Raw genomic sequence first — 26,507 nt, 5'->3', positions numbered from 1 at the left:
GCCTTCGATCACCGGTCGGCCCCGAGTTTCCTCGCAGGTGGGAGTGGTCGGCGCACCTCGGCGCGGCGTCGTCTCGTCGATCAGGCTGCGGTGGGGGTGCCGACGAGGGTGGCGATCACGATGCGGTTGTCCTCGTATCCGGAGGGACCACCGACGTAGCGGCCCCCGCAGGTCACCAGGACCAGCCGATGGTTGCCCTCCTGGCCGAACAGCTCGGCTGCCCGGTCGGGCAGTTCGTCCTTGTGCAGGGTCAGGACCTCGCGGGTCTCATAGGTCCATTCACCGCCGTCGACGTCGACGATCTCGATCCGCTCGCCGACCTCGGCCCGGTGCAGCTGGTCGAAGGGGCCCAGGGCGCCCTGCCAGTTCACATGTCCCGCCATCACCGCGGCGCCGCCGCCCGCGCCGAGTCCGGCGCCCCACCAGGTGGCCTCGTCGAGGCTCTCGGGAACCGGGAGGGTGCCGGTCGCGTCGACCTCGGCACGGACCAGCCGGGCGGTCCCGCCGTCGGCCAGGTAGATGGTGCCGGGCTGCCTGGCGTGCTCGACCGGTTCGGCCGTCGGCTCGGCGGGGAGCGGTTCGGGGGCGTCCTCGCTGGCCGAGGTGGGCTGCGGTCCCGGCCCGCTGCCTAAGCCCGGCACGGCCGTGGAATTGCCGATGATGCCGCCCACGGTGATGCCGACCGTGATCGCCGCGGTTACCGCGATCGCGGAGATCGCCCGCCCCCGGGTCCAGAATCGTCGACGCACGGTGGGGTCCTTGGCGCCGTCGTGCGAATCGCCCTCCGAACGGGTGGGTCCCACCGGTCATCAGCTCCTCACTGCGCGTCACTATCCGCCGGTTTCGGATGATGGCAGAGGGACAGCCGGGTTCGACATGAAGTGCGTCGACATCGACGCGAAGCTCACTCGAACAGCCCAGTCTCCGCCCCGGCAGGGCGCGCGGCGGCCCGAGCGTGCCTCGGGCCATGCGATGGACCGCAGGCGTCGCGCGTCTCAGCTGCGTCCGGGGACGTCCGGACCGGCGACCTCGCCGAGGCGCACGCTGTCCCGGTCGTCGGCGAGCAGGCTGTGCTGCTCGGTCAGCTCCCCGCCGGGGGCGGCGTCGAGCAGGATCTCGTGCACCGCGGAGGTGCCGACCTCGGCCTTGGACAGGAACGGCACGACATGCACCCGGACGTCGAAGGGCGAGAGCGCCCGCCGGTAGGCCACCACCGAGTCGAACCTGGCCAGCAGGGTCCATTCGGCGCCGTCCGCGGCCTCCTCGACGGTCCTGGCCAGCTGGACGCCCTGGCAGCCCGGTTGCTCGGCGAGCAGCCGGGTCGCCGTCCTGGCCTCGGTGAGGAAGTCCTCGATGCCCGTCTCCGGAACGGCGAAGCGACAGATGAGCAGCATCGGGCGGACTCCTTCTCGAACGTGGGGTGCGAGGATAACCGGATCGATCGACCCGACCTCGAAGGAAGGAGCCGGTGCGGTGCCCAGTAGCGCAGATCGGCGAGCACGATTGATCCCGGGTGACGGACCGCTGTCGCGGGTTCCCCCCGCGCTGGCCTTCCTGGTGGTCATCGCCCTGTTCCTGCTGGGCGTGTGGCTGGGCGGCTGGGTCGGCGTCCTGCTGTTGGGGACACTGATCCTGCTGGTCATGGGCCTGTTGCTGGTCACATGGCGCTCATTGGGCACCGGGGACCGCACCATGCGGCTCGTCGCGCTGCTGATGTTGGTCGCCATCACCACGAACGTCGCCTACGGCGCGTTGACCGGCTGAGTCGGCCTCGGTGACCACCCACGGACGCCGAAGGGGCCGATCGGACTCCCCTGGACGAGCCGGGTCACAACTAGTATGGGCGGCAGCAGGCGGCTCACACCGCGCCCCCTCTCGACCCGTCGTCATACCACTCGAGTCCCTGGAGAGTCCACATGTCCACCGCACACACCCTGAGGCAGGTGCACGCGGGCGAGGACGCTGCGGGAGACACCACGCTGGCACGCTGCGACGAGCGGGCGGCGGTGGGCGTCCTGCCCACGCCCGACGCCAGAACTCTGATCGCTGCCGGTGATCTGTTGCGGGCGTTGGCCGCGCCGGTCCGGATCTCCATCGTGCTCCAACTCCGCCAGGCGCCACGCTGCGTGCACGAACTCGTCGAGGCCCTCGGCGTCACTCAGCCATTGATCAGTCAGCATCTACGCGTGTTGAAATCCGCCGGAGTGGTCATCGGCACCCGCCAGGGCCGTGAGGTGGTATATCGGCTGGTGGATGAGCACTTGGCGCACATCGTGGTCGACGCGGTCACCCACGTCGACGAACCCCAGCCCAGCGGAACGGAGGACTCGTGACCACCAGCGAACGGCCGTCGACGACGGTCCCGGGCGTACGGACGACCAAGCAGCGCACGGCGGTGTCGCGGCTGCTGGACAAGCAGCCCGAGTTCCGCTCCGCCCAGGAGATCCACGAGGAGCTGAGACGCTGCGGGGAGGGCATCGGCCTGACCACCGTGTATCGCACCCTGCAGACGCTCGCCGAGGCCGGCGAGGTCGACATGCTGCGTACCGACTCCGGCGAGGCCATCTACCGCCGCTGCTCCAGCCACCACCACCACCACCTGGTCTGCAGGCATTGCGGCCGGACGGTGGAGGTGGAGGGCCCGGCCGTCGAACGCTGGACCGATCGCATCGCCGAGGAACACGGCTTCCACCGGGTCAGTCACACGCTGGAGATCTTCGGCGACTGCTCCGACTGCGCCTGAAACCTCTCCTCGGGCCCGCCCGACGTCAGTACTCGTACTGGTCGGCGGGCGCCTCGATCGGGGTGACCTCGGAGACGAGGAACTCCGGGACGTTGCCGTTGGCCTCGGTGGCCGAACCCGGCACCACCTCGCCGACGACCTGCATCCAGCCGTCCACGGCGATGGTGTCCAAGGCGGCGGCCGGGGCGCCGTCCGAGGTCAGTCGCAGCTTGACCGGTAGCGCGTCCGCCGCGCAGCACATGATGCGGATGCGCGCGACGTGCACGGCCGCACCGCTGTCTCCGGACGCCTCCTCGCGGACGAGGAATCCGGTGACGGAGATCCGCCGCCCCTCCAACGCGCCGCCCGCGTCCCACACGGTGCGCATCACCACGTCGGTGATCTGCATCTCCGGGATCTCGCCCTCCGGAAGCGGGCCGAACAACCCACTCGACGGCGGGCGTTCCGACACCACCGATCGATCCCCCGCCCGCTGCACCGAGTCGGAACCCAGCGCGGGCGGCGCGATCATCAGGATGGCGAGCACGGGCAGCATCAACATCCAGGACGACCGCCCTCGATGGGCGTGTTCCTCGGCGTGCTCGCCCGACGTGGCCGCGCCCCCGCTCGCCGTCGGCTCCGGTCGGGTCGAGGCACTCGCTCCGCTCGAGGCGGCGCTCACGCCGGTCGCGGAATCGGCGACCAGCGCCCCGGTGCTCGCGTCCTGGGTCACCACCTCGGCGGAGGCGGCCCGAGCCCTTCGATCCGGTTCCCCGTCGACATCGTTGGACCCGGTGGTCTGCGCGGGCTCCGATCGATGGCCCCAGATGTCGAAGACGATCGCGATCACGCCGATCGCCACGATCACCAGCCCGGCGCCAAGCAACAGCGGCAACAGCGAGGGCCGCACGTAACGCAGGTACGTCCCGTCCCACGAGATCTTCACCAGCGCGCCGCCCAGCAACACCAGCAGCACGTTCTGAGTCTCGCGTCGCATGTCCCGCCTCCCGCACCGATTCCCGAGCACGAGTGTCCCCGACGCTCTCGGCCACGGCAGCGTCCACCCCGGGCTCGCCCACGAGACCGGCCCCGGCCGTCAGGTGAGCAGGAAGGCGCCCACCAGCGATGCGGCCAGGATCGCCACCACGAAGGTCACCGGCGCGAATCGCAGCGCGAACGCCCGGCCGAAGGTGCCCATCTGCATGGCGATCAGCTTGATGTCCACCGCCGGGCCCACCACCAGGAAGGCCAACCGCGCCTGCATCGGAATGCCCGGCAGCGAGGCCACCACGAAGGCGTCCGCCTCACTGCACAGGGCCAGCACGACCGCGGCCACCGCCATCACCACCACGGCGAGCAGGAGCTGACCGCCGAGGGTCTCGAACCAGGACGCGGGTACCGCGACGTTGAGCACGGCGGCGGCCAACCCGCCCAGGACGAGGAAGCCGCCCGCCTCCACGAGGTCGTGCCGCGCGGTCTCGACGAAGGCCACCCACCGCGAACCGTTCGCCCGGTCCGGCAGCCTGCGCAAAGCACGTTCGGCGATCCACTCGGTGCGGCCCCAGGCGATCCACAGCCAGCCCATCACCATCGCGGTCAGCAGGGACGCCACGAACCGGGCCACCACCATCCTCGGCTCGCCGGGGAAGGCCACCGCAGTGGAGACCAACACGATCGGGTTAATCGCGGGGGCGGCCAGCAGGAACACCAGGGCGGCCGCCGGGGCGACGCCCTGCTGCATCAACCGCCTGGCCACCGGCACCGACGCACACTCGCAGCCGGGCAGTGCCAACCCGGCCAGCCCGGCCACCGGCACGGCCGCGGCATCGTTGGACGGCAACATTCTTCGCAGCACCCTCGGCGGCAGGAACGCGGCGATCAAGCCGCTGATCAGCACGCCGAGCACCAGGAACGGCAACGCCTGCACACAGATCGCGACGAAGACCGTCGCACCGGTACGCAGGGCGGGCGCGTCGAGGAGGTTCACCAGCTGGTTCTGGAAGACCATCGCGGCCACCAGCAGGACGCAGAGCACCTCCAGGGAGGTGACCCGCCAGGTCCGACCGCCGCCTGGTCCGGCAGCGGTGGCGGGCCCGCCGCCTGCCGCCGCCCCCTGGCCGGCCGCCACCGCGACGTCGAGCGCGGGGCTCGCGGGCGGTGGCCCGCCTGCCGATCCCGAGTCGACCCCGCGTCCCGCCTCCGGCGCCGCCGCGGGCTCCTGGCCGCCACTCATTGCCGCTGTCCTCTCCGTCCGCCCCGTCGGGCGCCCCAACGGACGATGTCACCGACTCCGGGGATCCACGGCGTCCAACAGTTCGGTCCGCAACTGCGATGCGGTGGACACCACCAGCATCAGCATGGTGCTCAACGGCGTCGGGCCCATCCCCGCAGCGGGAAAGGCGTACCGAAGGGTGACATCCATGCCTCGTTCGGTGCGCACCACGCCGAGGGTGCCGAACAGGCCCTGACCTGCTCGCTCCGCCGCCGACTTCGCCAGCTGGTCGTCGTCGGGCAGATCCCAGGCCACGACACAGGTCAGGCTCAGCACGGTGAGTCCCTCGGCGAGCTGCATGGCCTGCACCGCGCAGGGCACCTCGGCATGCCGGAAGGTCAGTGCTCCGTCGTCGTCGGTGTGCACCTCGTGGTAGCGCTCCAACGCCTCGCGGGCGGCGGCGAGCAGTTCCGCCGTGTTGGCGGCCTCGTTGGCTCTGGCATCCAACGGTGCCTCGGGTTCACTCACTTAGCTGGTGCCTCCGTTCTGCTTCTCGAGTCCGGCCGCGAGTCCGGGATCGGTCGCGATCACGCCACCGGTCTGGGGCGACTCGCCTGCGGGGTGCGCGGCGGACTCGGCGGTGCTCGGCACCTCGTAGTCGTCGGAATCGGCGGGCGGGGTCGGGCCCGCCTGCTGGTTCTTCACGCCGCCGAAGCGGCGATCGCGCTGCGCGTAGGCCTCGCACGCCCGCCACAACGCCAACCGGTCGAAGTCGGGGAACAGCGTGTCCATGAAGACCAGCTCGGCGTAGGCCGACTGCCAGACCAGGAAGTTCGAGGTACGCAGCTCCCCGGAGGGCCGAAGGAACAGATCGACGTCGGGCATGTCCGGGTGGTACAGGTACTTCGCGATCAGCTTCTCGTCGATCTTGTCCGGGTTGATCTCCCCGGCCGCGACCCGCTGTGCGATCTCCTTGGTGGCGTCGGCGATCTCCGCGCGACCGCCGTAGTTGACGCACAACGTGAGGGTCAGCAGATCGTTGTCCTTGGTGCGCTCCTCTGCGTCCTCGAGCTGATCGATGACGCTGCGCCACAGCTTGGGACGCCTGCCCGCCCATCGGACGCGGACGCCGTGCTCGACCATGAACTCGGTGCGCTTGGCCAACACATCGCGGTTGTAGCCCATCAGGAAGCGCACCTCCTCCGGGCTGCGCTTCCAGTTCTCCGTGGAGAAGACATAGACCGACAGCCACTTGACGCCGAGCTCGATGGCGCCGCTCACCACATCGCTGAGCACCTCCTCGCCGCGTCTGTGGCCCTCGGTACGGGGCAGCCCTCGGGATTTGGCCCACCGACCGTTGCCATCCATCACCAGCGCCACGTGGTTGGGCACCAACGCGGGCGGGATGGCCGGGGGACGTTCCCCGGACGGGTGCGGGTCAGGCGGACGGGGCGTGTACTGGTCTCTCCCGCTCCGGAACCGACGCAGCATCAGACGACTGACCTCCTCATGGTCTCCCCCGGGCGACGCTGGACAAGCACGGCCATCCTGCCCGACGGTGCGCCGGGCCCGTCCAGCGGCCGGTCGGTCGCGTTGCGTGACCGACGACACGGCGCCGCCGGTCGGTGGGCACCGGTATCCGCTCGGTCGCCCGGCTGCGGTGACCGCACGGCCGAGAAACGCGTAGCCGCCGACCCGGAGTACGGGTCGGCGGCTCCATCTCGATCGCGGGGTGTCCCCCGGTATCGACCTCGTCAGTCCTGCTCCACGGCCGAACGCACTGCGCAGGCTCCGCCCGGCGATGCGACCACCCCCAGCGGGCACCGCCGCTTCGGAGTCAGTTCCAGCGGAAGGTCTTGGCCGCGATGCCGGTCAGGACGACGGCGTAGGCGGTCATCACACCGAGTGAGGCAAGACTCGGCCAGTCACCCGTGAAGCTGTTCTGCAATGCCTGCACCCCGGCGCCGATGGGGGTGAGGTCGCTGATCGTTCGCAGGATGTCGGGCATCGTCTCGCGGGGCAGCCACAACCCGGCGAAGAACATGATCGGGAAGTAGATGATGGTGGACACGCCCGAGGCGAACTTGGCGGACGGGCTGAGCGCACTGATCACCAGCCCGATGCCGAACAGCGCGGGGGCCAGCACGACGGTGCTGATGGCCAATGCCACCGGGTTGGGCATGGCGACGTCGAAGACCAGCCGCGCCAACAGCATCATCACCAGGATCGATGCCAATCCCACCGCGAGGTTGACCAGCAGCTGGGCGCCCAACAGGGTCAACGGCGAGACCGGGGTGGTGGAGAGCTTGCGCAGGATGCCGCGCTCCCGATAGGCGGCCATCGCGGCAGGCAGCGTGTTGATGGCGACCGTGGCCAGGGCGACGGCGATCATGATCGGGACGTACAGATCGAACAATCGCAGCCCGCCCAGGTTCGGATCGGGCTCACCGAACATCGGGATCAGCCCGAAGATCACCAGCAGGGCGGGGGGAAAGATGAAGCCGAAGATCGCCGAACCCGCGTCACGGACGTAGAGCTTCCACTCATGGACGAAGAGCCTGGTCAAACCGGTCATGTCAGTTGCTCCCTGCGGTCGCGGACTGCTCGTTCTGGCTGCGGTGTCCGGTCAGCGCGACGAAGGCGTCCTCCAGGCTGGCCTGCTCCACCCGCAGCGCCACCGGTCGCACACCGATGGCGGCCAGGGCCGAGGTCAGGGCACGCAGCAGGTCTCCGGTACCGGTCACCAGCAGCCGCGAGCCCTGCCGTGTCACCCCGGTGACCTCGGGAAGGTCGGTCAACACGCGATCCTCGATCGGCGCGGAGGTCTCGAACCGAATCCGCTGTTCGGCCTGCACCCCCTCGATCAGCCCGCCGGGGCTGTCGACCGCGACGACCCGTCCTCGGTCGATCAGGGCCAGTCGGTCGCAGAGTCGTTCGGCCTCCTCCATGAAATGGGTGACCAACACGATGGTCACGCCGCGCTGCCGCACGCTCTCGATGACCTCCCAGGTATCGCGACGGGCCTGCGGGTCGAGCCCGGTGGTCAGCTCGTCGAGGAAGGCGATCTTGGGGTTTCCGACCAGCGATAACGCGATGGACAGCCGTTGCTTCTGGCCGCCGGACAACTTGCCGTACCGCGTGTTGAGTTTGTCGGTGAGTCCGAGGTCCTCGGCGATGGGCCGCCAGTCGACCGGATTGCGGTAGAAGGAGCTGTACAGCTCGAGCGATTCCCGCGCGGTCGCCTTCTCGGGCAGCGCGCTCTCCTGGAGCTGCACCCCGATCAGGTGACGGAGCCGGACCCGATCACGCTGCGGATCCAGTCCGAGCACCTCGATGCTGCCGCCGTCGGGTGTCCGCAGGCCCTCGATGCATTCGACCGTGGTGGTCTTCCCGGCCCCGTTGGGACCGATGATTCCGAAGATCTCCCCCGGTTCCACCGAGAAGGAGACGTTCTGCACCGCCACGTGGTTCGGATAGCTCTTGTGTAGGTCGCGCACTTCGATTACCGACACGACTGACCCCCAGCCAGGTTGATTGATCAATGTTAGGTGGAATTTTCGAGTTTCTCTATAACCGGTTATGCGATCGGCGATTCGGGCCCCGGGATGCCGATATCCCGAACGAGTCGACGAACCGCCAGCCACGGCAAGGCGATACCGACTACGGCGATTCCCACAAACCAGAGCAATGCCGACTGGTCGACCCCGGCGAATTCGGCCGAGCCGCCGCCACCGAAGTGCACCAGGGCCCATTCGACACCGATCACGACGCCGATCGCAGGCAGAATGCCGAACCAACGGCGGGCCGGGCCCTGGATCAGGGCGATGGTGCCGATCAGCGCGCCCGCCGCGATGTGCACCAGTCCGATCGCGAGGCACTCGATCAGCACCAGGTGCACCTGTCCGAGAGATCCGTACAGGTGAACACCGCTGAGCGCGGTCGGGATGCCCATGGCGTCGTGAACCAGCTGTTCGATCCCGCCCAGCAACAGCGTGCCGATCACGAGCAACAGCGAGAGCGCGATGGCGGTGAGCTGCGCGACGGTCAGAAACTCACGCCGGGTGATGCCGGTCGCAACCGCCGAGCGCAACGAATAGTAGATCAGACCGATTCCCTGACAGGCAAGACCATATTTGATGGAATACGGAATCACCATGTCCGCGACGCTGGAGTCCAGGGTGCCGAATAGGCCGACGAGGAAACTCACGAGGACGATGCAGGCAACGACGAGAATCCAGAAATTCAGCTGCCAGACCAACTGCGTACGGGCTTGCCAACGAATCAATGCGGGCAGGATCGAGCTGTTCTTGGTCACCATGATTGATCTCTCTCGGGGAGCGTGAATTCTCTACAGGTTCACCCGGCACAGACCCGATTCCGGGGTTGGTGAGGAGCCCGACGGAGTCGGGTCGTCGATCTCGTGGGTCGAGTCAGGCGGTCTCGGTCAAGCGGTCTGGGTCAGGGGGTGCGGATCGGAATGTCGCGGATCAACAGGTGGCAACCGGCGGCTGCCAGGGCGATCGAGCCCGCCGTGCCGAGCACCGTGAAGACCATCGCGGGCCGGGCGATGTCCAGCGACTCCAAGACCGTGCTCATCCATCCGGTGGCCATGGCGTACTCGCAGATCACCACGGGGAGCAGACCGAGCGGGATCCACAGCATGCCTCGGATTGCCCCGAAACGGTAGAAGCCCATCCCGATCACGGCCCCCGCCAACAGGTGCACCAGTCCCAGCGCGCCGAATTCCACGAGGGCGTGCAACACCTGATAGTGGTTCTGGAACAGGTGATCGCCGGATATCAGCAGTTCCGTCGGGGCCACTCCCCTGATGAGCCCGCCGAATAGAACTCCCGCCCAGGTCAGTAACCCGAAACCGAGGCTGAGGATCACCGCGTAGGCCCCTGCGGCGACCTCGAAGTGCCGTCGAGTCACACCGTGGACGATGTAGCCGGGTAGGAACACCGTCGGAAGCATGATCCCGACGGCCAGCAGGAAGTACCTCGGCGGGTTGGCGAGGGCCCCGCCGGTCGCGGTCGTCGCGTCCTCGGCTCCGGTCACGGTCAGCAGGACGCCGATCAAGACCGTCACGGTGATCAGGATGAGCCAGTAGCCCAGGAGCATCCACCGCGTCCCATGCAGCAGGGAGGTCAGTACCCGTCTCGGCTGGTCACGCACCGCAGTGCTCATCGCTTTCCTCCGCCCTGCTCGGCCTTGGAAGTGGTCCCGGTGAGGTGCACGAAGAGATCCTGGATCCCGACCGGGCCGAGTTCGAGCCGATCTGCCGCCGCCTGCTCGCGTTGTGCCGAGGTGAGCGTGCCGTACACCGTGACCGCCTTCGTCCCCCCGAGCCGCTGCTCGTTGAGCACGTCGAGCGACTCCGTGAACCGGTCCACCACCTCGGCGGGTCCGGTCACCGTGGCGCCGCGTTCCCGCAGGTTGTCGCTTTCCTCCTGGAGGATGAGCGAGCCTCGGTCGATGATGACGACCTCCTCGAAGAGCGAACCGACCTCCTCGATCAGGTGCGTCGAGAGGATGACCGTCCTGGGGTGTTCCAGGTAGTCGTTGAGCACCTCCTCGTAGAAGGCGTACCGGGAGGGCGCGTCCATCCCGAGGTAGGACTCGTCGAAGATCGTCAATGGTGCCCGGGAGGCCAGTCCCAGCGTCACGCCGAGAGCGGATTTCTTACCCCTGGACAGCTCGCCGACCGACTTCTTCAGCGGGATCTCGAAGCGGTCGAGCAACGCACTCGCATAGTCCGAATCCCACTCCGGCCGGAAATCGGCCGCGAATCGCAGGGCGCTCTTGACGCTGTGTCCCTCGGTGTCGCCGCTCTCCCGGATGAAGCAGATCTGCCGCACGATCTCGGGATTCTCGAAGGGGTCCTGGCCGCCGACCCGGACCTGCCCGCCGGAGGCCTTGCGGAACGCCGCGATCACCGACAGCAGCGTGCTCTTACCCGATCCGTTGCGGCCGAGCAGCCCGTGGATCTTCCCGCCGCTCAACTCGAAGCTCAGGTCGTGCAGCGCGTTGAAGTCGCCGTAATCGACGCGCAGTCCGGTGACCTCGATACCCAACGTCATCGGTTACTCCTTGCCCTTCTGGTCCTGGATCCGCTGGACGACCTCGTCCAGGGAGATTCCGATGATTCGCGCCTCGGCGATCATCGCGTCGACGACCTCCTCGAAGAACCGCTGCCGCCGCTGTCCTCGCAGCGCCTTGGCAGCGCCCTGACTGACGAACATGCCGATTCCCCTCCTCTTGTAGAGCACGCCTTCTTCGATCAGTTGGTGGAAGCCCTTGGCCGCGGTAGCCGGATTGATCCGATAGAAGGCGGCGTACTGGTTCGTCGACATGACCTGCGCGTCCTCGGCCAGCTCGCCGCTCAGGATGTCGTTCTTGATCCGCTCGGCGATCTGCTGATAGATCGGGCTCCGGTCGTCGAACAACGCGGCCCCCTAGTCCGTTGGTTCGTTACTCATGTAATGAACCGTAGCACCCATGAACCTATGGAAGTGTCATCCGACGCCGCACACCCGGCCCCGATGGGCACATCTGCGCAGGTCAGCGAGTTATAAATTGCTTTCGTAAACGCCTCAGTCGGTTCTTCACCCGGGCTGAGGGTTCCGGTGGTTCGTTGGTTCACCGAGTTCGACCAACGAACTCAGGGGTCGACCAACGAACCCGACCAAGCCAGACCGGTCAGACAGGCGTCGAAGCCTGCGCCGCGTCATCGGGCTCGCCGCTACGCCGATCCACCAGCGGCAGCGAGCGCAGACTGCGCTCCAGATGCCACTGGAGATGCGCGGCCACCAGCCCGCTGCCCTCGCGGCGCGGCCGCTGCTCGATGGCCTCGGCCACCGGCCAATCGCCGTGCAGCAACGCGTCGAGCAGCCTCAGGGTCTCGGGCGCAGGCAGCACCGATCCCGAGGGTCGACAGGTCTCGCATATCGAGCCGCCCGCCGCGACGTTGAAGGCCCGGTGCGGCCCGGGGCGCCCGCAGCGGGCGCACTCGGTGAGCGCGGGCGCCCAGCCCGCCTGGGTCATCGCCCGCAGCAGGAAGGCATCCATGACCAGCATCGGATCCCGCACCCCGTCGGCCAAGGCACGCAAGGCGCCCACCAACAGCAGATAGAGCCGAAGGACCGGCTCGCCTTCCTCGGCGCTGAGCCGATCCGCGGCCTCCAGCACGGCGCACCCTGCGGTGTACCGCGGATAGTCCGACACCAGGCCTGCGCCGAAGGCGTCCACCGTCTGCACCTGGGTGATCACGTCCAGGGTCCGGCCGGTGTAGAGCTGCACGTCGACGTGGCCGAAGGGCTCCAACCGAGCACCGAACCGGGAGGACATCCGCCGCACGCCCTTGCCGACGGCACGCACCTTGCCGTGCTTGCGGGTCAGCAGGGTGATGATCCGGTCGGCCTCACCGAGCTTCTGTACCCGCAGCACCACACCGGTATCGCGGTACAGAGCCATCGGGCCATCGTGCCACCCACCGCCGACGGCCGATCCCGCCGCCCTCGGCAGCGCCACGGCGCGGTACCGGATGCGGCCGCCCGGAAGATCGCTTCGGGATCGCTACCCCGCCGTACCCAGGAACCAGAGCACCAGCAGAACCAGGATCGTCAGGCCGGAGTAACCCGCGATGGTGCGCGGCGTGGGCCGGGAACCGGTGCGCAGCACCATGATTCCGAAGGGGACCAGCGCGACGCACAGCCCGGTGACCACGAGGATCGACACCAGGTTGGTGCCCTTGAGCACACCGATCATCAGCGCGGCCGTCGAACCGAGAGCGATCGACCTCGTCAGCCCGAAGGTGCCGGACCGGAAGGCACCGACCGCCAGCAACACCCAGCCGACCATGATCAGCGGCATCGGGACGGCGAGCACGTAATCGGCGGCATAACTGTCGGCCACCGCCTGATGGGCCACCTCGAGTCCCTGCACGTCGACGAGCCGGAAAGCCAGATGGTCGACACCGGCGTGGAAGTGTCGGACACACAGACCGGCCACCGCGCTCAGCGCGCCCCACCGCGCAAGGCGGGGATGGGTGGCCGCGATGCTGCTCGCCAGCATGACCACGGCGGGCACCAGCAACAGCATCCCGACCGTGAAGAGACTCGACGAGGCGACCATCAACCCCCGGTGCTCCGCGAAGGCGGCGAGTTGCTGTGGGAAGAAGAAGTGGAACGGTGCCCGCAGCAACACGGCCGTCAGCACCGCGAGCGGGCCGAGGATGCAGGCGATACCGCCGACCCACCGGCCGGGGAACACCGAATCCTGTGGCACGAAGGGCGGCGATGGTCGGCGCCGTAACGCGACACCGAGTTTCGCGATCCACCCGCCCGGCCCCTCGGAGGGGCTATCCCTGGCATCGGGCTCCGCACCGGGGTCGTCGACAGCGCCGACTACGGGCTGGATGGCGGGTCGGTTGGCGGCCACAGTGAACTCCTCCGAGGTTTCGATCACGACCCACGGACGGTAGGCACCGACTCGACGACCCGTCTTGGACGAATGTCACCGCCGCGCAGGCATCGACCCCATTCCCGGCAGCCCCGGCAATTGCGCATCACGCCAGGCCGTCGGCGAACAACCCGCGAAGGCCACGAAGTCCCGGTTGAGATGCGCCTGGTCGTAGTACCCGCAGGTGGCAGCTATCGAGGCGAGAGCGGCGGGTGGCCGGGCGCTGATCAACCGCACCGCCCGGTCGAACCGCAGCAGCGCGGCAACAGCCTTCGGGGTCTGCCCCAGTTGGCTACGGAAGCGCTGCGCAAGGCGTCCTCGGCTCCACCCGGTCTCGACGACCAGCTCGCTGATCGGCACCCTGCCCTGAGTCCGGCGCAGCCGCTCGAAGGCATGGACGACCTCGGGATCCGGTTCGGGTCCCTCGGCGGCGATCTCGGCAAGCAACCGGTCGAGCAGCGCGAACCGTCGTTGTGGGCTCTGCGCCGCAGCCAATCGGTCGACGAGATCACGGCCTGCGGAGCCCCAGACCTCGTCGAGGTGTCGAAGCCTGCCTGCCGATTCGTGTAAGGGCCCGAGGAGTCGGTAGGCACCCAACGGCGCCAGTCGGATCTGCACGCTGTGCTGTCGACCCTCGTTCCTGGTCAACGACGGGCCGCGCCCGGGGACGGCGACCAGCGCGGTGGCCCGGCGTGGACCTGCGGCGTCCTCGGCCGCCTGTACCAGCAAGCCGTCGCCGAGTTCGATGATCAGCGGGGTCTCCGGAGTGGGGACCTCCCGGCGCAGGACCGGATGCGGCGCGCTCTCCCGGTACTCGCCGTAGGTAGACACCAGCGACCGCAGGGCGGGAACGGGCCTACCGAGCACGGCCCGCCAGCGGACGTCGGTGGATTCCCGCTCGGACGACAGCTCGGACATGCCCGCATCATGCCGGTCGCCTCCGGTCGGGCCGACCGGAGAAGGCGCGATCAGAAGCCCAGCCGGCGCAGCTGCTTGGGGTCGCGCTGCCAGTCCTTGGCGACCTTCACCCGCAGGTCCAGGAAGATCTTGGTGCCCAGCAGGGCCTCGATCTGTCTGCGGGCCTCGGATCCCACGTGCTTGAGGCGCTCGCCGGAACGGCCGATGACGATGGATTTCTGGCTGGGGCGCTCGACGTACATCACGGCGTGCACATCGAGCATGTCGTCCCGGCCCTCGCGCGGAACCATCTCCTCGACCGTGACCGCGATCGAGTGCGGCAGCTCGTCGCGCACGCCCTCCAACGCGGCCTCTCGGATCAGCTCCGCGACCAGGGTCGTCTCCGGCTCGTCGGTCAGCTCGCCGCCCGGGTACAGCGCCGGGCCCACCGGCAGCCTGCCGACCAGCAGGTCGGTGAGCGTCGTGACCTGGTAGCCGTCCTTGGCCGAGACCGGGATGAGCTCGGCGAAGTCCATCACCTCCTGGAGGGCCACCAGCTGTTGGGCGACGCGTTCGGCAGGCACCAGATCGGTCTTGGTGACCACGCCGAACACCGGGGTACGCCGGGCGACCTTGGCCAGCTCGGCGGCGATGAACCGGTCACCGGGCCCGATCTTCTGATCGGCGGGTACGCAGAAGCCCACCACGTCGACCTCGGCCCAGGTCTCGCGCACCACGTCGTTGAGCCGCTGGCCGAGCAGCGTTCGCGGCCGGTGCAGACCGGGCGTGTCCACCACGACCAGCTGGGAATCGGGTCGGTGCACGATGCCTCGAATGGCATGCCGCGTGGTCTGCGGCCTGCTCGAGGTGATCGCCACCTTGGTCCCGATCAGCGCGTTGGTCAGGGTGGATTTGCCCGCGTTAGGCCTGCCGACGAAACAAGCGAAGCCGGAACGGTGCTCGGCGAGGCTGCTGCTCATCCCAGCATTGTTGCAAGCGCCGCCGGCATGGCTCGGTCCAGCCGTCGTCCGAGCAGCAGTCGATCTTGTAAGGCCGACGGGGTGCCGCGCTACGCCGACCCGTGCGGCCCGCGCGCCTCCGGCAACGGCGCGTTCGAACCCGGACCCAGCACCCGTTCCACCAGCTGATCCAGCGGCCCCTGCTCGGAGGAATGCGCGAATTCCACCCGCTCCGGCGCATCGGGGTCGTACCAGACCACGGTGCGGTCGCCGGTTCGCGGCAGGTGGTCCACGTCGACGGCCCGTTCCTTGACATACGTCCGCAGCGCGCCGTCCTGACCCGCGTACTCCACAGTGATCAACACGAGTGGTGCGCCCCTGATCTCGGTGTCGGTCACCTGGACCGAGGAGATCCGCCCCGCCACCGGGGTGCCGATCCGCATCAACGCGACGCCGTCGGCCGTTCGCTGCCGCGCGCGTGCCCCGGCAGCCAATCGGCCGCCGATCAGCACGATGCCGATCAGCAGCAGTCCGGCGGCCAGTCCGACGAGCCAGGGATGCTGCTCGCCGATCGGCAACCACAGCCAGATCGCCACGGCCAGCCCGCCTGCAGTGATCGAGGCTGCGGGCAGGATGAGCCCGGCGAGCCTGCCACCGCCGATCAGACCGACGACCACCAGCAGCGCGAACAAACCGAGGGTGATGGGCGCGGAATCCAGCAACAGAGTGTCACCAGCGCACTGAGCCGATTCCGAGGAAGCACAGGTATAGGAACCCACCAGTTGATAAGCGATTACGGCGGAACCGCCGAGTCCGAGCACCGCCAACACCAGGACGATGCCGTTACGGAGTGAAACCGGCCGGACGGCGGAAGCCGCGCGAACCTCGCTGGTCACCATGATCATATAGTAGGGCGATCGGACGATAAGGAAAAATCTCCAGCACAACACCGGGAGGCTTACCGGAAAATCATCGACGATTCTCGCCGATAGTCACCGAAAACCGAGAACCCGACGACAGCAGGATCGATGCAGGTCAGGCCGCATTTCCGTCCGGAGAATTCGTCGACGAATCGTGATATCGACACGCCGACGCCCACGGATCCGCCGTGACTCCGACCCCGCTGACGACCCGACGCGGCCGGTGGTCGAGGCCGAGGAATGCGACTACCACCGCTTCGGCATTCGACAGGATAAGCCAGCATTCGGAAGAAATCCCACTGGACAGATCGGCAATCCATGTAAACGATTTATCGCACGAAGAGCACGGTTTCCACCGATGCCGAAGCACCTTGTTTCGCCAGCCACCGACAGGGCGGGCGGCCGCGCATACCGAGCCATCGAGACACTCCGGGGCACGCACTCGAACCCCGAGTGACAGCACGAGCCGACATCGTCCTCGCCGCAGGCTTGCAGGCGACCGGTACCAAGAAGAACGCGCGAGGATGCTCGACAGACATCCTCGCGCGTCAGCAGATCTCGTGCTACCACCCACAGCGGGTGGCTAGACCTCCGTGGCCACCAGATTGCCCGCCGCGTCGGCCAGATGGATCGGCGCCCCCGACGACAGGTCACGAACCACCGCTCTGGAGGGCTCGTCCACCACCGTCAGATCGCCGACCACGGCCGCCGCCTCCAGGGCCGTAGCTCCGCTGGCCACCGCAGCGGCCACGGCGGCCTGCAAGGCCGTCAGCCGCAGGGAGGGCAGCTCGACGGTGCACGCCGAGTAGGTCCGCCCATCGGTGTCGCGGACGGCGGCGCCCTCGGTGGCACCGACCCGGGCCCGCCCCGCCTGCGCCAAGGTGATGATCTTGCGGTCCTCGGGATCCAACGCGTCGATCCGATCCGTCCCCGACTCAGCCATTGGCCGTGGTCCTCTCCTGAGTGCGAACCTGCTCCGGCTCCGCGTCCGGATCGGCGGCCTTGGTCCTGGGCAGCCTGCTGACCAGTAACGTGCTGATCCGCATTCTGCCTCGGTTGTCCTTGCCGCCCTCGGCGCGCATCCGCAGGCCGCTGACCTCCGTCTCGGCGCCCGGCAGCGGCACCCGGCCCAGGCGTTGAGCCAGCAGTCCGCCCGCCGTGTCCACGTCGTGGTCGTCGATCTCCACGTCGAAGAGCTCGGCCAGATCGGTCACCGGCAGTCGGGCGCTGACCCGGGCCGAGTCCTCGTCAAGGCGCTCCACCGGCGGACGCTCACCGATGTCGGACTCGTCGGTGATCTCGCCGACGATCTCCTCGAGGATGTCCTCGATGGTCAGCAGGCCCGCCGTGCCGCCGTACTCGTCGACGGCGACCGCGAGGTGATTACGCGACACCTGCATCTCGCGGAGCAGCTCGACCAGTCGCTTCGAGTCCGGCACCAGCACCACCGGGCGCATCAGCGTCTCGACACGGGTGTCGCTGCCGTCGCCCAGCGGACCATCGCTCCACGAACGGACGAGGTCCTTGATGTTGACCACTCCGACGATGTCGTCGACGCTCTCGCCGATCACCGGAATCCGGGAGTAACCGGTGCGCAGACACAGGGCCACCGCCTGGCGCACCGACTTGTCCCGTTCGATCCAGATGACCTCGGTCCGAGGCACCATCACCTCGCGGACCACGGCGTCGCCCAGCTCGAAGATCGAGTGGATCATCTCGCGCTCGCCCGCCTCGACGACACCGCGCTCCTCGGCGATGTCGACCAGCTCGCGCAGCTCCACCTCGGAGGAGAACGGACCCTCGCGGAAACCGCGTCCCGGAGTGATCGCGTTACCCAACAGGATCAGCAACCTGGCCAGTGGGCTGAGCAGCTTGCCGAGCATCCGCACCGGCCCGGCCACCAGGCAGCCGACGCCGTAGGGGTGCTGGCGACCGATCGTCCTCGGGCCGACGCCCACCAGGACGTAACTCACCACTAGCATGATCAACACGGCGACGAGCACCGCGAAGCCGTCGGAGTCGAAGGTCGCCACCACCACGACGGTCACCAGCACCGTCGCCGTCAACTCGCAGGCGAGCCGCAACAGCAGCAACAGGTTGATGTGGCGGGGGCGCTCGGTGACGACCTCGGCCAACGCCTTCGCCCCGGAGCGGCCCGACCGGACCAGTTCGTCCACTCGCGCTCTGGACACCGTGCTCAACGCCGCGTCGGCTGCGGCGAAGGCTCCCGCGAAGACGACCAGCAGCGCGGCCAACGACAACATCATGAAGGGGCTCCCCATCGAAGAGACTCAGGGCCGCCGGGTGTGTCGATCACCGATTCGGTTCCCCCGGCGAGGTGGCGGGCTCGCCACCCTCGTCCTCGGCACCATCGCCTTCCAGCCCGACCGCACCGAGCACCCGGGAGTCGGCGTCGTCTCGGGCCGCCGTGGCCAGCGCATCCCGCGAGGTGGCCCGGAAATCGGCCAACAGCCGGTTCTGCAGCCCGAACATCTCGCGTTCCTCGGCGGGCTCGGCATGGTCGTAGCCCAGCAGGTGCAGCACGCCGTGCACGGTCAGCAGGTGCAACTCGTCGAGCAGGCTGTGCCCGGCCTTCTTCGCCTGTTCCCGAGCGAACTCGGGACACAACACGATGTCCCCGAGCAACGCGGGCCCGGAGGCGGCGGTGTCGGGCCTGCGTGCCGAGTCGAGCTCGTCCATGGGGAATGCCATCACATCGGTGGGACCGGGTAGGTCCATCCACCGTTCATGCAGATCTGCCATCGCCTCCAGCTCGACAAGCAGCACCGACAACTCGGCGAGCGCGCTGACGCCCATCCGATCCAGTGCATAGCGAGCGGCGGCGACGATGGAGGTCTCCTCAACCGCCACGCCTGATTCGTTGGCGATCTCGATACTCACCGTGTTCACCGTCCCTGTCGGCGGCCACGACCGGTTCGCGCATCGGAGCGCTCGTCCGAGGCGGGGGCCTGCGGGTGCTCCTGCACCACCTGCCACCGTTCGTAGGCGTCCACGATGTCGCTGACCAGTCGATGCCGGACCACGTCGTGGCTGGTGAGCATAGAGAAGTGCACGTCCTCGACACCGTCCAGGATGTCCCGCACGACCCGGAGGCCGCTTCGAGTGCTTCCGGGCAGGTCGACCTGGGTGATGTCGCCGGTCACCACGATCTTGGAGCCGAAGCCGAGCCGGGTGAGGAACATCTTCATCTGCTCGGGCGTGGTGTTCTGCGCCTCGTCCAGGATGATGAACGCGTCGTTGAGAGTTCGGCCACGCATGTAGGCCAGTGGCGCGACCTCGATGGTGCCCGCCTGGGTGAGCCGGGGAACCGACTCCGGATCGACCATGTCGTGCAGCGCGTCGTAGAGCGGCCGCAGGTACGGGTCGATCTTGTCGTGCAGCGTGCCGGGCAGGTACCCGAGCCGCTCCCCGGCCTCCACCGCAGGCCGGGTCAGGATGATCCGGTTGACCTGCTTGGCCTGCAGGGCCTGCACGGCCTTGGCCATCGCCAGATAGGTCTTGCCGGTACCCGCCGGGCCGATACCGAAGACGATGGTGTTCTTGTCGATGGCATCGACATAACGCTTCTGGTTCAGCGTCTTCGGTCGGATCGACCGGCCGCGTCGGGAGAGGATGTCGAGGCTGAGCACCTCGGCGGGGGACTCGCCCGCGTCGGCCGACAGCATCCCCACGGTGCGCCGGACCGAGTCGGCGCTCAATGGTTGGGCCTTGCCGACCATGATCAGCAACTCCGCGAAGAGACGCTCCGCGAAGGCGACCTCGGCAGGCTTGCCGGTGAGGGTGATCTCGTTGCCACGGACGTGGACGTCGGCACTGACCAACTCTTCGATCACCCGGAGGTTCTCGTCCCCGGACCCGAGGAGGTTGAGTACGACGGCATCCGGAACGGTGAGGTTGGACTTGGCGACGACCTGCTGGGCGAGTGCGGCGTCCTCGGGCGTGATCGCCTTGCCGTTGCCCGCCGCTGGTCCTGCTGAATCGGCACTGCGAGCTGAGCCCGCTGCGGTTGTTGCCACGGTGTGTTCCGGCCCACCTTCTGCGCTGACGCGACGCACGCTGACTGCCTCCGGCCCACCTGAGCAGGCCCTGCCTTGACGACACTTCGATGCTAGCTGTAACGCACGACCGAACGCACGCGTGATAAATCCCTGCGTGCCCTGCGGCCGGGCGCGGACGCCGTCGGTATCGGGCGGTGTGGGCCGCCGGGGAGAGCGTCGGATGCATCGGCCCGGCGGTGGCTCGGTCTCCGCCGGGCTTCGTCTTTGGGCAGGGGTGTCCGGTCGGGTCCGGACGTGCAGGCTCACGCCTTGGGCGCGCCGCCCTGCGGGTTGCCGACCAGCGGGCCGAGCGGCTGGCCGCCCAGTAGGTGCAGGTGCGCGTGGAAGACGGTCTGACCCGCGTCCGCACCGGTGTTGAACAGCAGCCGGTAGCCGCTCTCCGCGACGCCTTCCTCCTCGGCGACGTCGGCGGCGACGTGGAAGAGATCGACCAGCAGGGCCGGGTCCTCCGCCGCCAGAGTGGCCGCGTCCGGATAGTGCGTGCGCGGGACGAGAAGTACGTGGGTGGGCGCCTGGGGATGGATATCCCGGAACGCGAAAGTGGTGTCTGTCTCACGGATCACGCTGCACGGCAGTTCACCTTCGAGCAGCTTGCAGAAAAGACAGTCGGACTCCGGATCGCTCATGACGTGCAGGCTAAACCTCGGTGACGAACAGGGGTTGCAGGTGGTCCGGTCTTCGGTTGTCCGCCGCCCGTTCTCGACCGGTAATCGCGGCGGAAATCTGCGGCCCAGGCAACCGACCACAGCCGCAGTGGCAACTCACGCCGACGAATTCGCGCTGGTTGGCGGCCAAGCGATCGACAAAAGCCAAAACAGAACAGTGGTTCGACCGAGAAAAGCAAGCGGTGCGTCAAGAGACGCCGAACACTCTGGAAATTAGCAACAGGAAACGCCACTACGCGTGGCAGCGAGGCCGTCACGGACCGAATCCCTTTATCGGCAAACCAATTGTTGCGTCGGGCGATAAGCGAACCGCGTTAGCCGGCGAGTAAGTCGTTCCGCGCACAATCAGTGTGCGGCGAGCCGCGATCCCGGTGGGCGTTCCCGGTCGGCACCCGCCGAGCACGCGAGGGCGGACCCGGGTGTCCTCGTCCTACCGCTACCAGCGCCCGCCTGCGACCGAGAGCACGCCCAACGCGGCCACGCCCGCCGTGGAGGCCCGCAGCACCGTGTCACCGAGCAGGGCAGGGCGGGCGCCCGCCTCGACGAGCCTGCTCAGTTCGCTCGGCTCGATGCCGCCCTCCGGGCCCACCACGAGCAGCAGTTCGCCCGTCGTCGGCAGCTCGATCGAGCTCAGCCGCGCCGAGGCGGACTCGTGCAGCACCACGGCCAGCGTCGCCGCCCGTACCCGCTCGACGAGTTCGGTCAGGTTCACCGCCTCGGACACCGGCGGCAGCCAGGATCGGCGGGCCTGCTTGGTCGCCGCGCGGGCCATGAAACGCCAACGCTCCAGGGCCTTCGCGCCACGCGGCCCGCTGTCCCATCGGACGACGCTGTGCGCGGCCCGCCACGGAACCAGCGCGTCGACTCCGACCTCCACGGACTGGTCGACGGCCAGTTCGCTGCGGTCACCCTTGAGCAGGGCTTGGACGAGGGTCATCCGCAGCGCCGGTTCCGGCTCCTGCGCCCGCTGCAGGATCCGGGCCGACAGGGTGTCCTTGGCGACCGAGGTCACCTCGGCCCGGCCGATGCCGCCCCGCCCGTCCGACACCAAAAGGTGCTCGCCGACCCGCAGTCGGGTCACCGTCGCGGCGTGCCGCCCCTCCGGGCCCGAGAGCTCCACCCGGTCGCCCTCGGGAAGCTCGGTCAGGAACAGCGGCAGCCCGTCCCTGGCCAGCGGGGGCGGCGGCACCGCAGCGGTCATCGTCTTTCCCATCCCATCAACTGTTGTCGCCGGTAACGCGGCACACCCGCCACGCGCGTAGCCGAGGTCCGGACACGACCGGCCCCGCCCCGCTGCTCTCGCGCCTGCCGTCGGTGACTAGCGGGAACCGAAGGAGTCGCGCAGCCGGGAGAACAATCCGCCGTTGACCCGGCCGTTGCCGTTGGCGGCCAGTTCGGATTCCTCGTCGCGCAACGCGGCCAGTTCCCGCAGCAGGTCGGTCTGCCTGCCGTCGAGCCGGGTCGGCACCACGACGTCCAGATGCACGTGCAGGTCGCCACGACCACTGACGCGGCCGTTGGAGCGCAGCCTGGGCATCCCCTGGCCGGTCAGCAGCAGGCGGGTGCCGGGTTGCGTACCGGGTTCGACCCGGATCTCCTCGGTCCCGTCCAGCGTGTCCAGCGGCAGGACCGTGCCCAGCGCCGCCGAGGTCATCGGAAGCATCAGGGTGCAGTGCAGATCCGAGCCGTCCCGGGTGAAGGTGTCGTGCTCGACCTCGTCGACCTCGACGTAGAGGTCGCCTGCGGGACCACCGCCGACGCCGACCTCACCCTGGGCCGACAGGCGCACCCGCATGCCGTCCGCGACACCCGCGGGGATCTTGACCGTGATCGTCCGACGGGACCGCACCCGGCCCTCGCCGCTGCACTGGCCACAGGGGTCGGTGATGACCTCGCCGAAGCCACGGCAGGTGGGGCAGGGCCGAGCGGTGACGACCTGGCCGAGGAACGAGCGCTGCACCGACTGGACCTCGCCCTTACCGGCGCAGGTGTCACACACCGAGGGGGTGGTGTCCTCCTGGCAGCCGGTCCCGGCGCAGGTGTCGCACAACACAGCCGTGTCGACGGTGATCTCCCGGCTGACGCCGCTGGCGCAGTCCTCCAGGGTCATCCGCAGCTTGATCAGCGCATCCGAACCCTGCTGCATCCTGCTGCGCGGGCCCCGGCTCTGCCCACCGGCGTTGCCGCCGAAGAACGCGTCCATGATGTCGCCGAGACCACCGAAGCCCGCGAAGGGGTCCCCGCCGCCGGAGCGGCCGCCGCCGTTGTCCAACGGATCGCCGCCGAGGTCGACGACCTGCCGCTTCTTGGGGTCCGTCAGCACCTCGTAGGCGGTGGTGACCTCCCTGAACCGCTGCTGCGCAGCCGGGTCCGGGTTGACGTCTGGGTGTAGCTCCCTTGCCAGCTTCCGATAAGCCCGCTTGAGCTGATCCGCGCTGGCGTCCTTGCTCACGCCGAGCAAGCCGTAGTAGTCCCTGGCCACTTTCTCCGGTCCTCCTGCCGCAGCCCGCCCGCCGAACCGCGGCGTTCTTTTCGCCCGCGCGCCGTCGGCACGCATTCTCATCGGAATCATCGGGTCCGATCGGACCCTGTCTGCCTTACATCATGCTCTCTTCGCCGGTCGGCTTTCAGCGACCGGCGAGAATCTCCCCCACATAGGCCGCGACGGCCCGCACGGCGGCCATCGTCCCCGGGTAGTCCATCCGTGTCGGACCGACCACACCGATACCGCCGAACACGTTGCCCGGCGATCCATAACCGACCGAGACCACCGAGGTGTCGCGCATCTCCATGGCCTCGTTCTCGACGCCGATGCGCACCAACACCGTGCCGGGGTCCCGGGCCGCGGCCAGCAATCGCAGCACCACGACCTGCTCTTCCAATGCCTCCAACACCTGCCGGAGCGAGCCGGGGAAGTCGGAGACATTCCTGGTCAGGTTCGCGGTGCCCCCGAGAAGCAGGCGCTCCTCCGGGTGGTCGACCAACGATTCGATCAGCACGCTACAGACCCGGGTGAGGACCTCCCGCAGGTCGGGGGCGGCCCGTTCGGGGAGTTCGGCCACCGAGGCGGAGGCCTCCGGAAGCCGCTGTTCGATCATGGCCGAGTTGAGCAGCGCGCGTAGCCGAGCGACGTCCTCGTCGTCGATCACGTCGCCGAGGTCGACCATCCGCTGATCGACCCGGCCGGTGTCGGTGATCAACACCAGCATCAACCGCGCCGGGGTGATCTTCACGATCTCCAGGTGCCGCACCGTCGCCCTGGTCAGGGTCGGGTACTGCACCACGGCGACCTGCCTGGTGAGCTGCGCGAGCAGTCGGACGCTGCGCCGGAGCACGTCGTCCAGGTCCAACGCGCCGTCGAGGAAGCTCTGTATCGCCCGGCGTTCGGCTCCGGACAACGGCTTGACCTCGCTGAGCCGGTCGACGAACAAGCGGTAGCCCTTGTCCGTCGGCACCCGCCCCGCACTGGTGTGCGGCTGGGTGATCAGGCCGTCGTCCTCCAACGCCACCATGTCGTTGCGCACCGTGGCGCTGGACACGCCGAGGTTGTGCCGCTCGACGAGTGCCTTCGATCCCACCGGTTCGTGGGTGGAGACGTAGTCGGCGACGATGGCGCGCAACACCTCGAACCGACGATCATCGGCACTCACCGTCTGACACCTCCGCCCGTCGTTCGCAGTCCGAGAAGCCCGTGCGCAGCGCCGGACTCCGGCCCTGTCCGGCGATCTCGACGGAATCGAGCACCACCATCCGTCGAGTTTACGTTCCGGATGCCGCATTCCCTACCCATCCGGCCCGGGGAGTGCTCGGGTGTGGGGAGCCCGACTCCACGATCGGCCGTCCGCCGCCGAGGGCATCGACGGTTCGAACCAGGTCAGCCCAGCAGTCGATGAACGAGTCCGTCGGCCAGCAGTCGTCCCCGCCTGGTGAGGACACAGCGCCCGGCGGCCAATGACGCGGCCACCAACAGCCCATCGTCGGCGGCCCGCGCGGCCGCCAGCAGGCCCGCCTCGTCGAGCAGCTCGGTCGACAAGCCGCCGACCAAGCGGATCTCCAACAGGACGCGCTCCACCCGGCGAGCCGATTCGTCGAGGATCTCCCGACCCGCGCCGGGGCTGCGGCCCTCGGCGAGGACGGCGTTGTATCGGGCCGGATGCTTCACGTTCCACCAGCGGACCCCACCGACATGGCTGTGTGCCCCCGGTCCGAGGCCCCACCAGTCCCCGCCGGTCCAGTAACCGATGTTGTGCCTGCACCAGGACGCCTCGCCGCCCGACCTGGCCGCCCAGTTCGACACCTCGTACCAGTCGAAACCCGCCGCCGAGAGCGCGTCGTCGATCATCTCGTACCTCGCGGCCAGGACGTCCTCGTCGGGCGCGGGCAGTTCCCCGGACCGGACGCGCCTGGCCAACGCGGTGCCGTCCTCGACGATCAACGAGTACGCCGAGACGTGGTCGACGCCTGCGGCGACCACGGCCTCCAGCGAGGCACGCAGATCCGCGTCGGTCTCGCCGGGAGTGCCGTAGATCAGGTCGAGGTTGACGTGGTCGAAGCCCGCCGAGGCGGCCTCGGCGGCCGCCGCAGCGGCACGGCCGGGGGTGTGGGTCCGGTCCAGCACGGCCAGCACGTTCGAGGCGGCGGACTGCATCCCCAGGGAGACCCTGGTGAAGCCGGCGGCGCGCAGGCCCGCGAAGAACTCCGGCGAGGTCGATTCGGGGTTGGCCTCGGTGGTCACCTCGGCGCCGTCGGCCAGGCCGAACACCTCGTCGATCCCGGCGAGTACCGCCCCGAGGGCCTCGGCGCCCACCAGCGAGGGCGTGCCACCACCGACGAAGACGGTGTCGACCCGGGGCGCCTCGGGCAGCACCTTCGCGGCCAGCTCCAGTTCGCGACGTACCCCGTCCGCCCAGGAGTCGTGGCCCGCACCGGAACCCAGTTCACCGGCGGTGTAGGTGTTGAAATCGCAGTATCCGCACCGCGTCGCGCAGAAGGGAACGTGCACGTAGAACCCGAAGGGTCGACGACCGAGGCCGTCGAGGGCGTGCGCGGGCAACGCGCCGTCCTCGGGCATCGGCTCGCCATCGGGAAGTGAGCTGGGCATGGTGTCCAGGGTGCCTGGCAGGCGCAACACCGGACCGGGCGGGGCGGGGCCCGGCCCGCTTCCGACGTCGTCCCCACCTCGGATGCGCCCGGGCGTAGCGGCGCCGAAGCACAGGGAGCACCTGTTCGGGAACACCCTCGGCCGGGCATTCCGCAGAGCGGGACCGGCACCGATCCGACATACCAGATCGCGGACGCCCGTTCTCCTGAACTGTGATGATCATCCAATGCCAGTCTCAGCATCCGGTCGGATCTGGACCGATCATCGCGGTGCGTGGCAGGCTCGAAAACATGACAGCGCGGCGCACTCGACTCGTCACCCGGCGCCACGTCGACCTCAAGCGCGTCGCCAGCGCTCTGTGCCGACGGGGCCGCTAGCTCCGCCGTCAGCGTTCCCACCACTCGCCGGCGCCGGGCGTGCCGTCGGGTCACCCAGGGGAAGTATCTCGGGTCACCTCGGACTCGCCGCAGCGCCCCGCCTCTCGGAGGTCGC

30 protein-coding genes are annotated in these 26,507 nt (G+C 68.7%); 4 read left to right on the top strand and 26 right to left on the bottom strand.

What is annotated here, in order from left to right; genetic code table 11:
* Positions 1-80: 80 nt before the first annotated feature.
* Together BKA25_RS28295 and BKA25_RS05960 are read right to left on the bottom strand one after the other, a co-directional pair.
* Positions 81-803 carry a class F sortase gene (locus BKA25_RS28295; RefSeq protein WP_084643320.1) on the bottom strand — a complete coding sequence of 241 codons (723 nt, stop codon included), beginning with the start codon at positions 801-803 and terminating at the stop codon, positions 81-83.
* Between the two features lie 192 nt (positions 804-995).
* The gene (locus BKA25_RS05960; protein WP_069851483.1) at positions 996-1,394 is read right to left on the bottom strand and encodes an antibiotic biosynthesis monooxygenase family protein; all 399 of its coding nucleotides are present in this window, start codon (positions 1,392-1,394) and stop codon (positions 996-998) included.
* 79 nt (positions 1,395-1,473) lie between these two features.
* Between BKA25_RS05960 and BKA25_RS05955 the strand changes: the two genes are divergently transcribed.
* The 3 genes from BKA25_RS05955 to BKA25_RS05945 all read left to right on the top strand — a co-directional run bounded on the left by BKA25_RS05955 (position 1,474) and on the right by BKA25_RS05945 (position 2,743).
* The gene (locus BKA25_RS05955) at positions 1,474-1,764 is read left to right on the top strand and encodes a hypothetical protein (protein WP_069851485.1); all 291 of its coding nucleotides are present in this window, start codon (positions 1,474-1,476) and stop codon (positions 1,762-1,764) included.
* A 152-nt stretch (positions 1,765-1,916) separates the two neighbouring features.
* Positions 1,917-2,333 (top strand): ArsR/SmtB family transcription factor, encoded by a 417-nt coding sequence (locus tag BKA25_RS05950; protein WP_084643321.1) that lies wholly within the window; start codon positions 1,917-1,919, stop codon positions 2,331-2,333.
* Positions 2,330-2,743, top strand: coding sequence for a Fur family transcriptional regulator (locus BKA25_RS05945; RefSeq protein WP_069851487.1), 414 nt, complete (start codon positions 2,330-2,332; stop codon positions 2,741-2,743). Before BKA25_RS05950 ends, BKA25_RS05945 begins: the two co-directional genes overlap by 4 nt.
* Before the next feature lie 25 nt (positions 2,744-2,768).
* Here the strand turns inward: BKA25_RS05945 and BKA25_RS05940 are convergent, their stop codons facing one another.
* From BKA25_RS05940 to hemW, 24 genes are all read right to left on the bottom strand, one after another.
* Positions 2,769-3,719 carry a TIGR03943 family putative permease subunit gene (locus tag BKA25_RS05940; RefSeq protein WP_069851489.1) on the bottom strand — a complete coding sequence of 317 codons (951 nt, stop codon included), beginning with the start codon at positions 3,717-3,719 and terminating at the stop codon, positions 2,769-2,771.
* Positions 3,720-3,818: 99 nt separating this feature from the next.
* Positions 3,819-4,955, bottom strand: coding sequence for a permease (locus tag BKA25_RS05935; RefSeq protein WP_084643322.1), 1,137 nt, complete (start codon positions 4,953-4,955; stop codon positions 3,819-3,821).
* A gap of 48 nt (positions 4,956-5,003) precedes the next feature.
* On the bottom strand, positions 5,004-5,462 hold the full coding sequence (locus BKA25_RS05930) for a YbjN domain-containing protein (protein WP_236750357.1): 459 nt from the start codon (positions 5,460-5,462) through the stop codon (positions 5,004-5,006).
* Positions 5,463-6,425, bottom strand: a complete 963-nt coding sequence (locus BKA25_RS05925) for an isoprenyl transferase (protein ID WP_084643323.1) — start codon at positions 6,423-6,425, stop codon at positions 5,463-5,465.
* 346 nt (positions 6,426-6,771) lie between these two features.
* On the bottom strand, positions 6,772-7,509 hold the full coding sequence (locus tag BKA25_RS05920) for an ABC transporter permease (protein ID WP_069851491.1): 738 nt from the start codon (positions 7,507-7,509) through the stop codon (positions 6,772-6,774).
* A gap of 1 nt (position 7,510) precedes the next feature.
* Positions 7,511-8,446: an ABC transporter ATP-binding protein gene (locus tag BKA25_RS05915; RefSeq protein WP_069851493.1), complete on the bottom strand. Its 936-nt coding sequence runs from the start codon at positions 8,444-8,446 to the stop codon at positions 7,511-7,513.
* Between the two features lie 65 nt (positions 8,447-8,511).
* A complete protein-coding gene (locus BKA25_RS27580; protein ID WP_069851495.1) occupies positions 8,512-9,252 on the bottom strand; it encodes a hypothetical protein in 741 nt (246 codons plus the stop codon).
* Between the two features lie 140 nt (positions 9,253-9,392).
* Complete coding sequence (locus tag BKA25_RS05905) at positions 9,393-10,121, bottom strand: hypothetical protein (protein ID WP_069851497.1); 729 nt, start codon at positions 10,119-10,121, stop codon at positions 9,393-9,395.
* On the bottom strand, positions 10,118-11,014 hold the full coding sequence (locus BKA25_RS05900) for an ATP-binding cassette domain-containing protein (RefSeq protein WP_069851499.1): 897 nt from the start codon (positions 11,012-11,014) through the stop codon (positions 10,118-10,120). Before BKA25_RS05900 ends, BKA25_RS05905 begins: the two co-directional genes overlap by 4 nt.
* Positions 11,015-11,017: 3 nt before the next feature.
* The gene (locus BKA25_RS05895) at positions 11,018-11,380 is read right to left on the bottom strand and encodes a GntR family transcriptional regulator (protein ID WP_069851501.1); all 363 of its coding nucleotides are present in this window, start codon (positions 11,378-11,380) and stop codon (positions 11,018-11,020) included.
* 253 nt (positions 11,381-11,633) lie between these two features.
* Positions 11,634-12,407, bottom strand: a complete 774-nt coding sequence (recO, locus tag BKA25_RS05890) for a DNA repair protein RecO (protein ID WP_069851503.1) — start codon at positions 12,405-12,407, stop codon at positions 11,634-11,636.
* Between the two features lie 102 nt (positions 12,408-12,509).
* Positions 12,510-13,373: a hypothetical protein gene (locus BKA25_RS05885; protein ID WP_157421223.1), complete on the bottom strand. Its 864-nt coding sequence runs from the start codon at positions 13,371-13,373 to the stop codon at positions 12,510-12,512.
* A 75-nt stretch (positions 13,374-13,448) separates the two neighbouring features.
* Positions 13,449-14,312, bottom strand: coding sequence for a helix-turn-helix domain-containing protein (locus BKA25_RS05880; RefSeq protein WP_084643325.1), 864 nt, complete (start codon positions 14,310-14,312; stop codon positions 13,449-13,451).
* 50 nt (positions 14,313-14,362) lie between these two features.
* Positions 14,363-15,271 carry a GTPase Era gene (gene era / locus BKA25_RS05875; RefSeq protein ID WP_069851505.1) on the bottom strand — a complete coding sequence of 303 codons (909 nt, stop codon included), beginning with the start codon at positions 15,269-15,271 and terminating at the stop codon, positions 14,363-14,365.
* 89 nt (positions 15,272-15,360) lie between these two features.
* A complete protein-coding gene (locus tag BKA25_RS05870; protein WP_157421224.1) occupies positions 15,361-16,149 on the bottom strand; it encodes a DUF3592 domain-containing protein in 789 nt (262 codons plus the stop codon).
* A gap of 604 nt (positions 16,150-16,753) precedes the next feature.
* Positions 16,754-17,113, bottom strand: a complete 360-nt coding sequence (locus BKA25_RS05865; RefSeq protein ID WP_069851508.1) for a cytidine deaminase-like protein — start codon at positions 17,111-17,113, stop codon at positions 16,754-16,756.
* A complete protein-coding gene (locus BKA25_RS05860; RefSeq protein ID WP_069851510.1) occupies positions 17,106-18,452 on the bottom strand; it encodes a hemolysin family protein in 1,347 nt (448 codons plus the stop codon). The genes BKA25_RS05865 and BKA25_RS05860 overlap by 8 nt, the downstream gene beginning before the upstream one ends.
* A 31-nt stretch (positions 18,453-18,483) precedes the next feature.
* Positions 18,484-19,071, bottom strand: a complete 588-nt coding sequence (ybeY, locus tag BKA25_RS05855) for an rRNA maturation RNase YbeY (protein WP_069853982.1) — start codon at positions 19,069-19,071, stop codon at positions 18,484-18,486.
* A gap of 5 nt (positions 19,072-19,076) precedes the next feature.
* Positions 19,077-20,207 carry a PhoH family protein gene (locus tag BKA25_RS05850; protein WP_375791843.1) on the bottom strand — a complete coding sequence of 377 codons (1,131 nt, stop codon included), beginning with the start codon at positions 20,205-20,207 and terminating at the stop codon, positions 19,077-19,079.
* 284 nt (positions 20,208-20,491) lie between these two features.
* Positions 20,492-20,875 carry a histidine triad nucleotide-binding protein gene (locus tag BKA25_RS05845; protein ID WP_069851512.1) on the bottom strand — a complete coding sequence of 128 codons (384 nt, stop codon included), beginning with the start codon at positions 20,873-20,875 and terminating at the stop codon, positions 20,492-20,494.
* A 475-nt stretch (positions 20,876-21,350) separates the two neighbouring features.
* Positions 21,351-22,127: a 16S rRNA (uracil(1498)-N(3))-methyltransferase gene (locus BKA25_RS05840; RefSeq protein WP_236750358.1), complete on the bottom strand. Its 777-nt coding sequence runs from the start codon at positions 22,125-22,127 to the stop codon at positions 21,351-21,353.
* 105 nt (positions 22,128-22,232) lie between these two features.
* A complete protein-coding gene (dnaJ, locus tag BKA25_RS05835) occupies positions 22,233-23,396 on the bottom strand; it encodes a molecular chaperone DnaJ (RefSeq protein ID WP_069851516.1) in 1,164 nt (387 codons plus the stop codon).
* A 145-nt stretch (positions 23,397-23,541) separates the two neighbouring features.
* Complete coding sequence (gene hrcA, locus BKA25_RS05830; protein WP_069851517.1) at positions 23,542-24,564, bottom strand: heat-inducible transcriptional repressor HrcA; 1,023 nt, start codon at positions 24,562-24,564, stop codon at positions 23,542-23,544.
* Between the two features lie 224 nt (positions 24,565-24,788).
* Entirely contained in the window at positions 24,789-26,015 is a 1,227-nt protein-coding gene (gene hemW / locus BKA25_RS05825) for a radical SAM family heme chaperone HemW (RefSeq protein ID WP_069853984.1), read from the bottom strand.
* A gap of 215 nt (positions 26,016-26,230) precedes the next feature.
* Between hemW and BKA25_RS28590 the strand changes: the two genes are divergently transcribed.
* Entirely contained in the window at positions 26,231-26,392 is a 162-nt protein-coding gene (locus BKA25_RS28590) for a putative leader peptide (protein WP_375791842.1), read from the top strand.
* Positions 26,393-26,507 lie beyond the last annotated feature (115 nt).

This window comes from Actinoalloteichus hymeniacidonis, from assembly GCF_014203365.1.
Taxonomy (GTDB): domain Bacteria; phylum Actinomycetota; class Actinomycetes; order Mycobacteriales; family Pseudonocardiaceae; genus Actinoalloteichus_A; species Actinoalloteichus_A hymeniacidonis.
The sequence above is the reverse complement of the archived record's forward strand: the minus strand, read 5'-3'. Positions and strand labels throughout refer to the sequence as shown.

Bases quoted from the DNA above. Each gene is read 5' to 3' on its own strand.
- BKA25_RS05960 (WP_069851483.1), bottom strand. From the start codon at position 1,394: ATGCTGCTCATCTGTCGCTTCGCCGTTCCGGAGACGGGCATCGAGGAC.
- BKA25_RS05950 (WP_084643321.1), top strand. From the start codon at position 1,917: ATGTCCACCGCACACACCCTGAGGCAGGTGCACGCGGGCGAGGACGCT.
- BKA25_RS05940 (WP_069851489.1), bottom strand. From the start codon at position 3,719: ATGCGACGCGAGACTCAGAACGTGCTGCTGGTGTTGCTGGGCGGCGCG.
- BKA25_RS05935 (WP_084643322.1), bottom strand. From the start codon at position 4,955: ATGAGTGGCGGCCAGGAGCCCGCGGCGGCGCCGGAGGCGGGACGCGGG.
- BKA25_RS05925 (WP_084643323.1), bottom strand. From the start codon at position 6,425: ATGCTGCGTCGGTTCCGGAGCGGGAGAGACCAGTACACGCCCCGTCCG.
- BKA25_RS05920 (WP_069851491.1), bottom strand. From the start codon at position 7,509: ATGACCGGTTTGACCAGGCTCTTCGTCCATGAGTGGAAGCTCTACGTC.
- BKA25_RS27580 (WP_069851495.1), bottom strand. From the start codon at position 9,252: ATGGTGACCAAGAACAGCTCGATCCTGCCCGCATTGATTCGTTGGCAA.
- BKA25_RS05905 (WP_069851497.1), bottom strand. From the start codon at position 10,121: ATGAGCACTGCGGTGCGTGACCAGCCGAGACGGGTACTGACCTCCCTG.
- BKA25_RS05900 (WP_069851499.1), bottom strand. From the start codon at position 11,014: ATGACGTTGGGTATCGAGGTCACCGGACTGCGCGTCGATTACGGCGAC.
- recO (WP_069851503.1), bottom strand. From the start codon at position 12,407: ATGGCTCTGTACCGCGATACCGGTGTGGTGCTGCGGGTACAGAAGCTC.
- BKA25_RS05880 (WP_084643325.1), bottom strand. From the start codon at position 14,312: ATGTCCGAGCTGTCGTCCGAGCGGGAATCCACCGACGTCCGCTGGCGG.
- era (WP_069851505.1), bottom strand. From the start codon at position 15,271: ATGAGCAGCAGCCTCGCCGAGCACCGTTCCGGCTTCGCTTGTTTCGTC.
- BKA25_RS05870 (WP_157421224.1), bottom strand. From the start codon at position 16,149: ATGGTGACCAGCGAGGTTCGCGCGGCTTCCGCCGTCCGGCCGGTTTCA.
- BKA25_RS05865 (WP_069851508.1), bottom strand. From the start codon at position 17,113: ATGGCTGAGTCGGGGACGGATCGGATCGACGCGTTGGATCCCGAGGAC.
- BKA25_RS05860 (WP_069851510.1), bottom strand. From the start codon at position 18,452: ATGGGGAGCCCCTTCATGATGTTGTCGTTGGCCGCGCTGCTGGTCGTC.
- BKA25_RS05845 (WP_069851512.1), bottom strand. From the start codon at position 20,875: ATGAGCGATCCGGAGTCCGACTGTCTTTTCTGCAAGCTGCTCGAAGGT.
- BKA25_RS05840 (WP_236750358.1), bottom strand. From the start codon at position 22,127: ATGGGAAAGACGATGACCGCTGCGGTGCCGCCGCCCCCGCTGGCCAGG.
- hemW (WP_069853984.1), bottom strand. From the start codon at position 26,015: ATGCCCAGCTCACTTCCCGATGGCGAGCCGATGCCCGAGGACGGCGCG.
- BKA25_RS28590 (WP_375791842.1), top strand. From the start codon at position 26,231: ATGATCATCCAATGCCAGTCTCAGCATCCGGTCGGATCTGGACCGATC.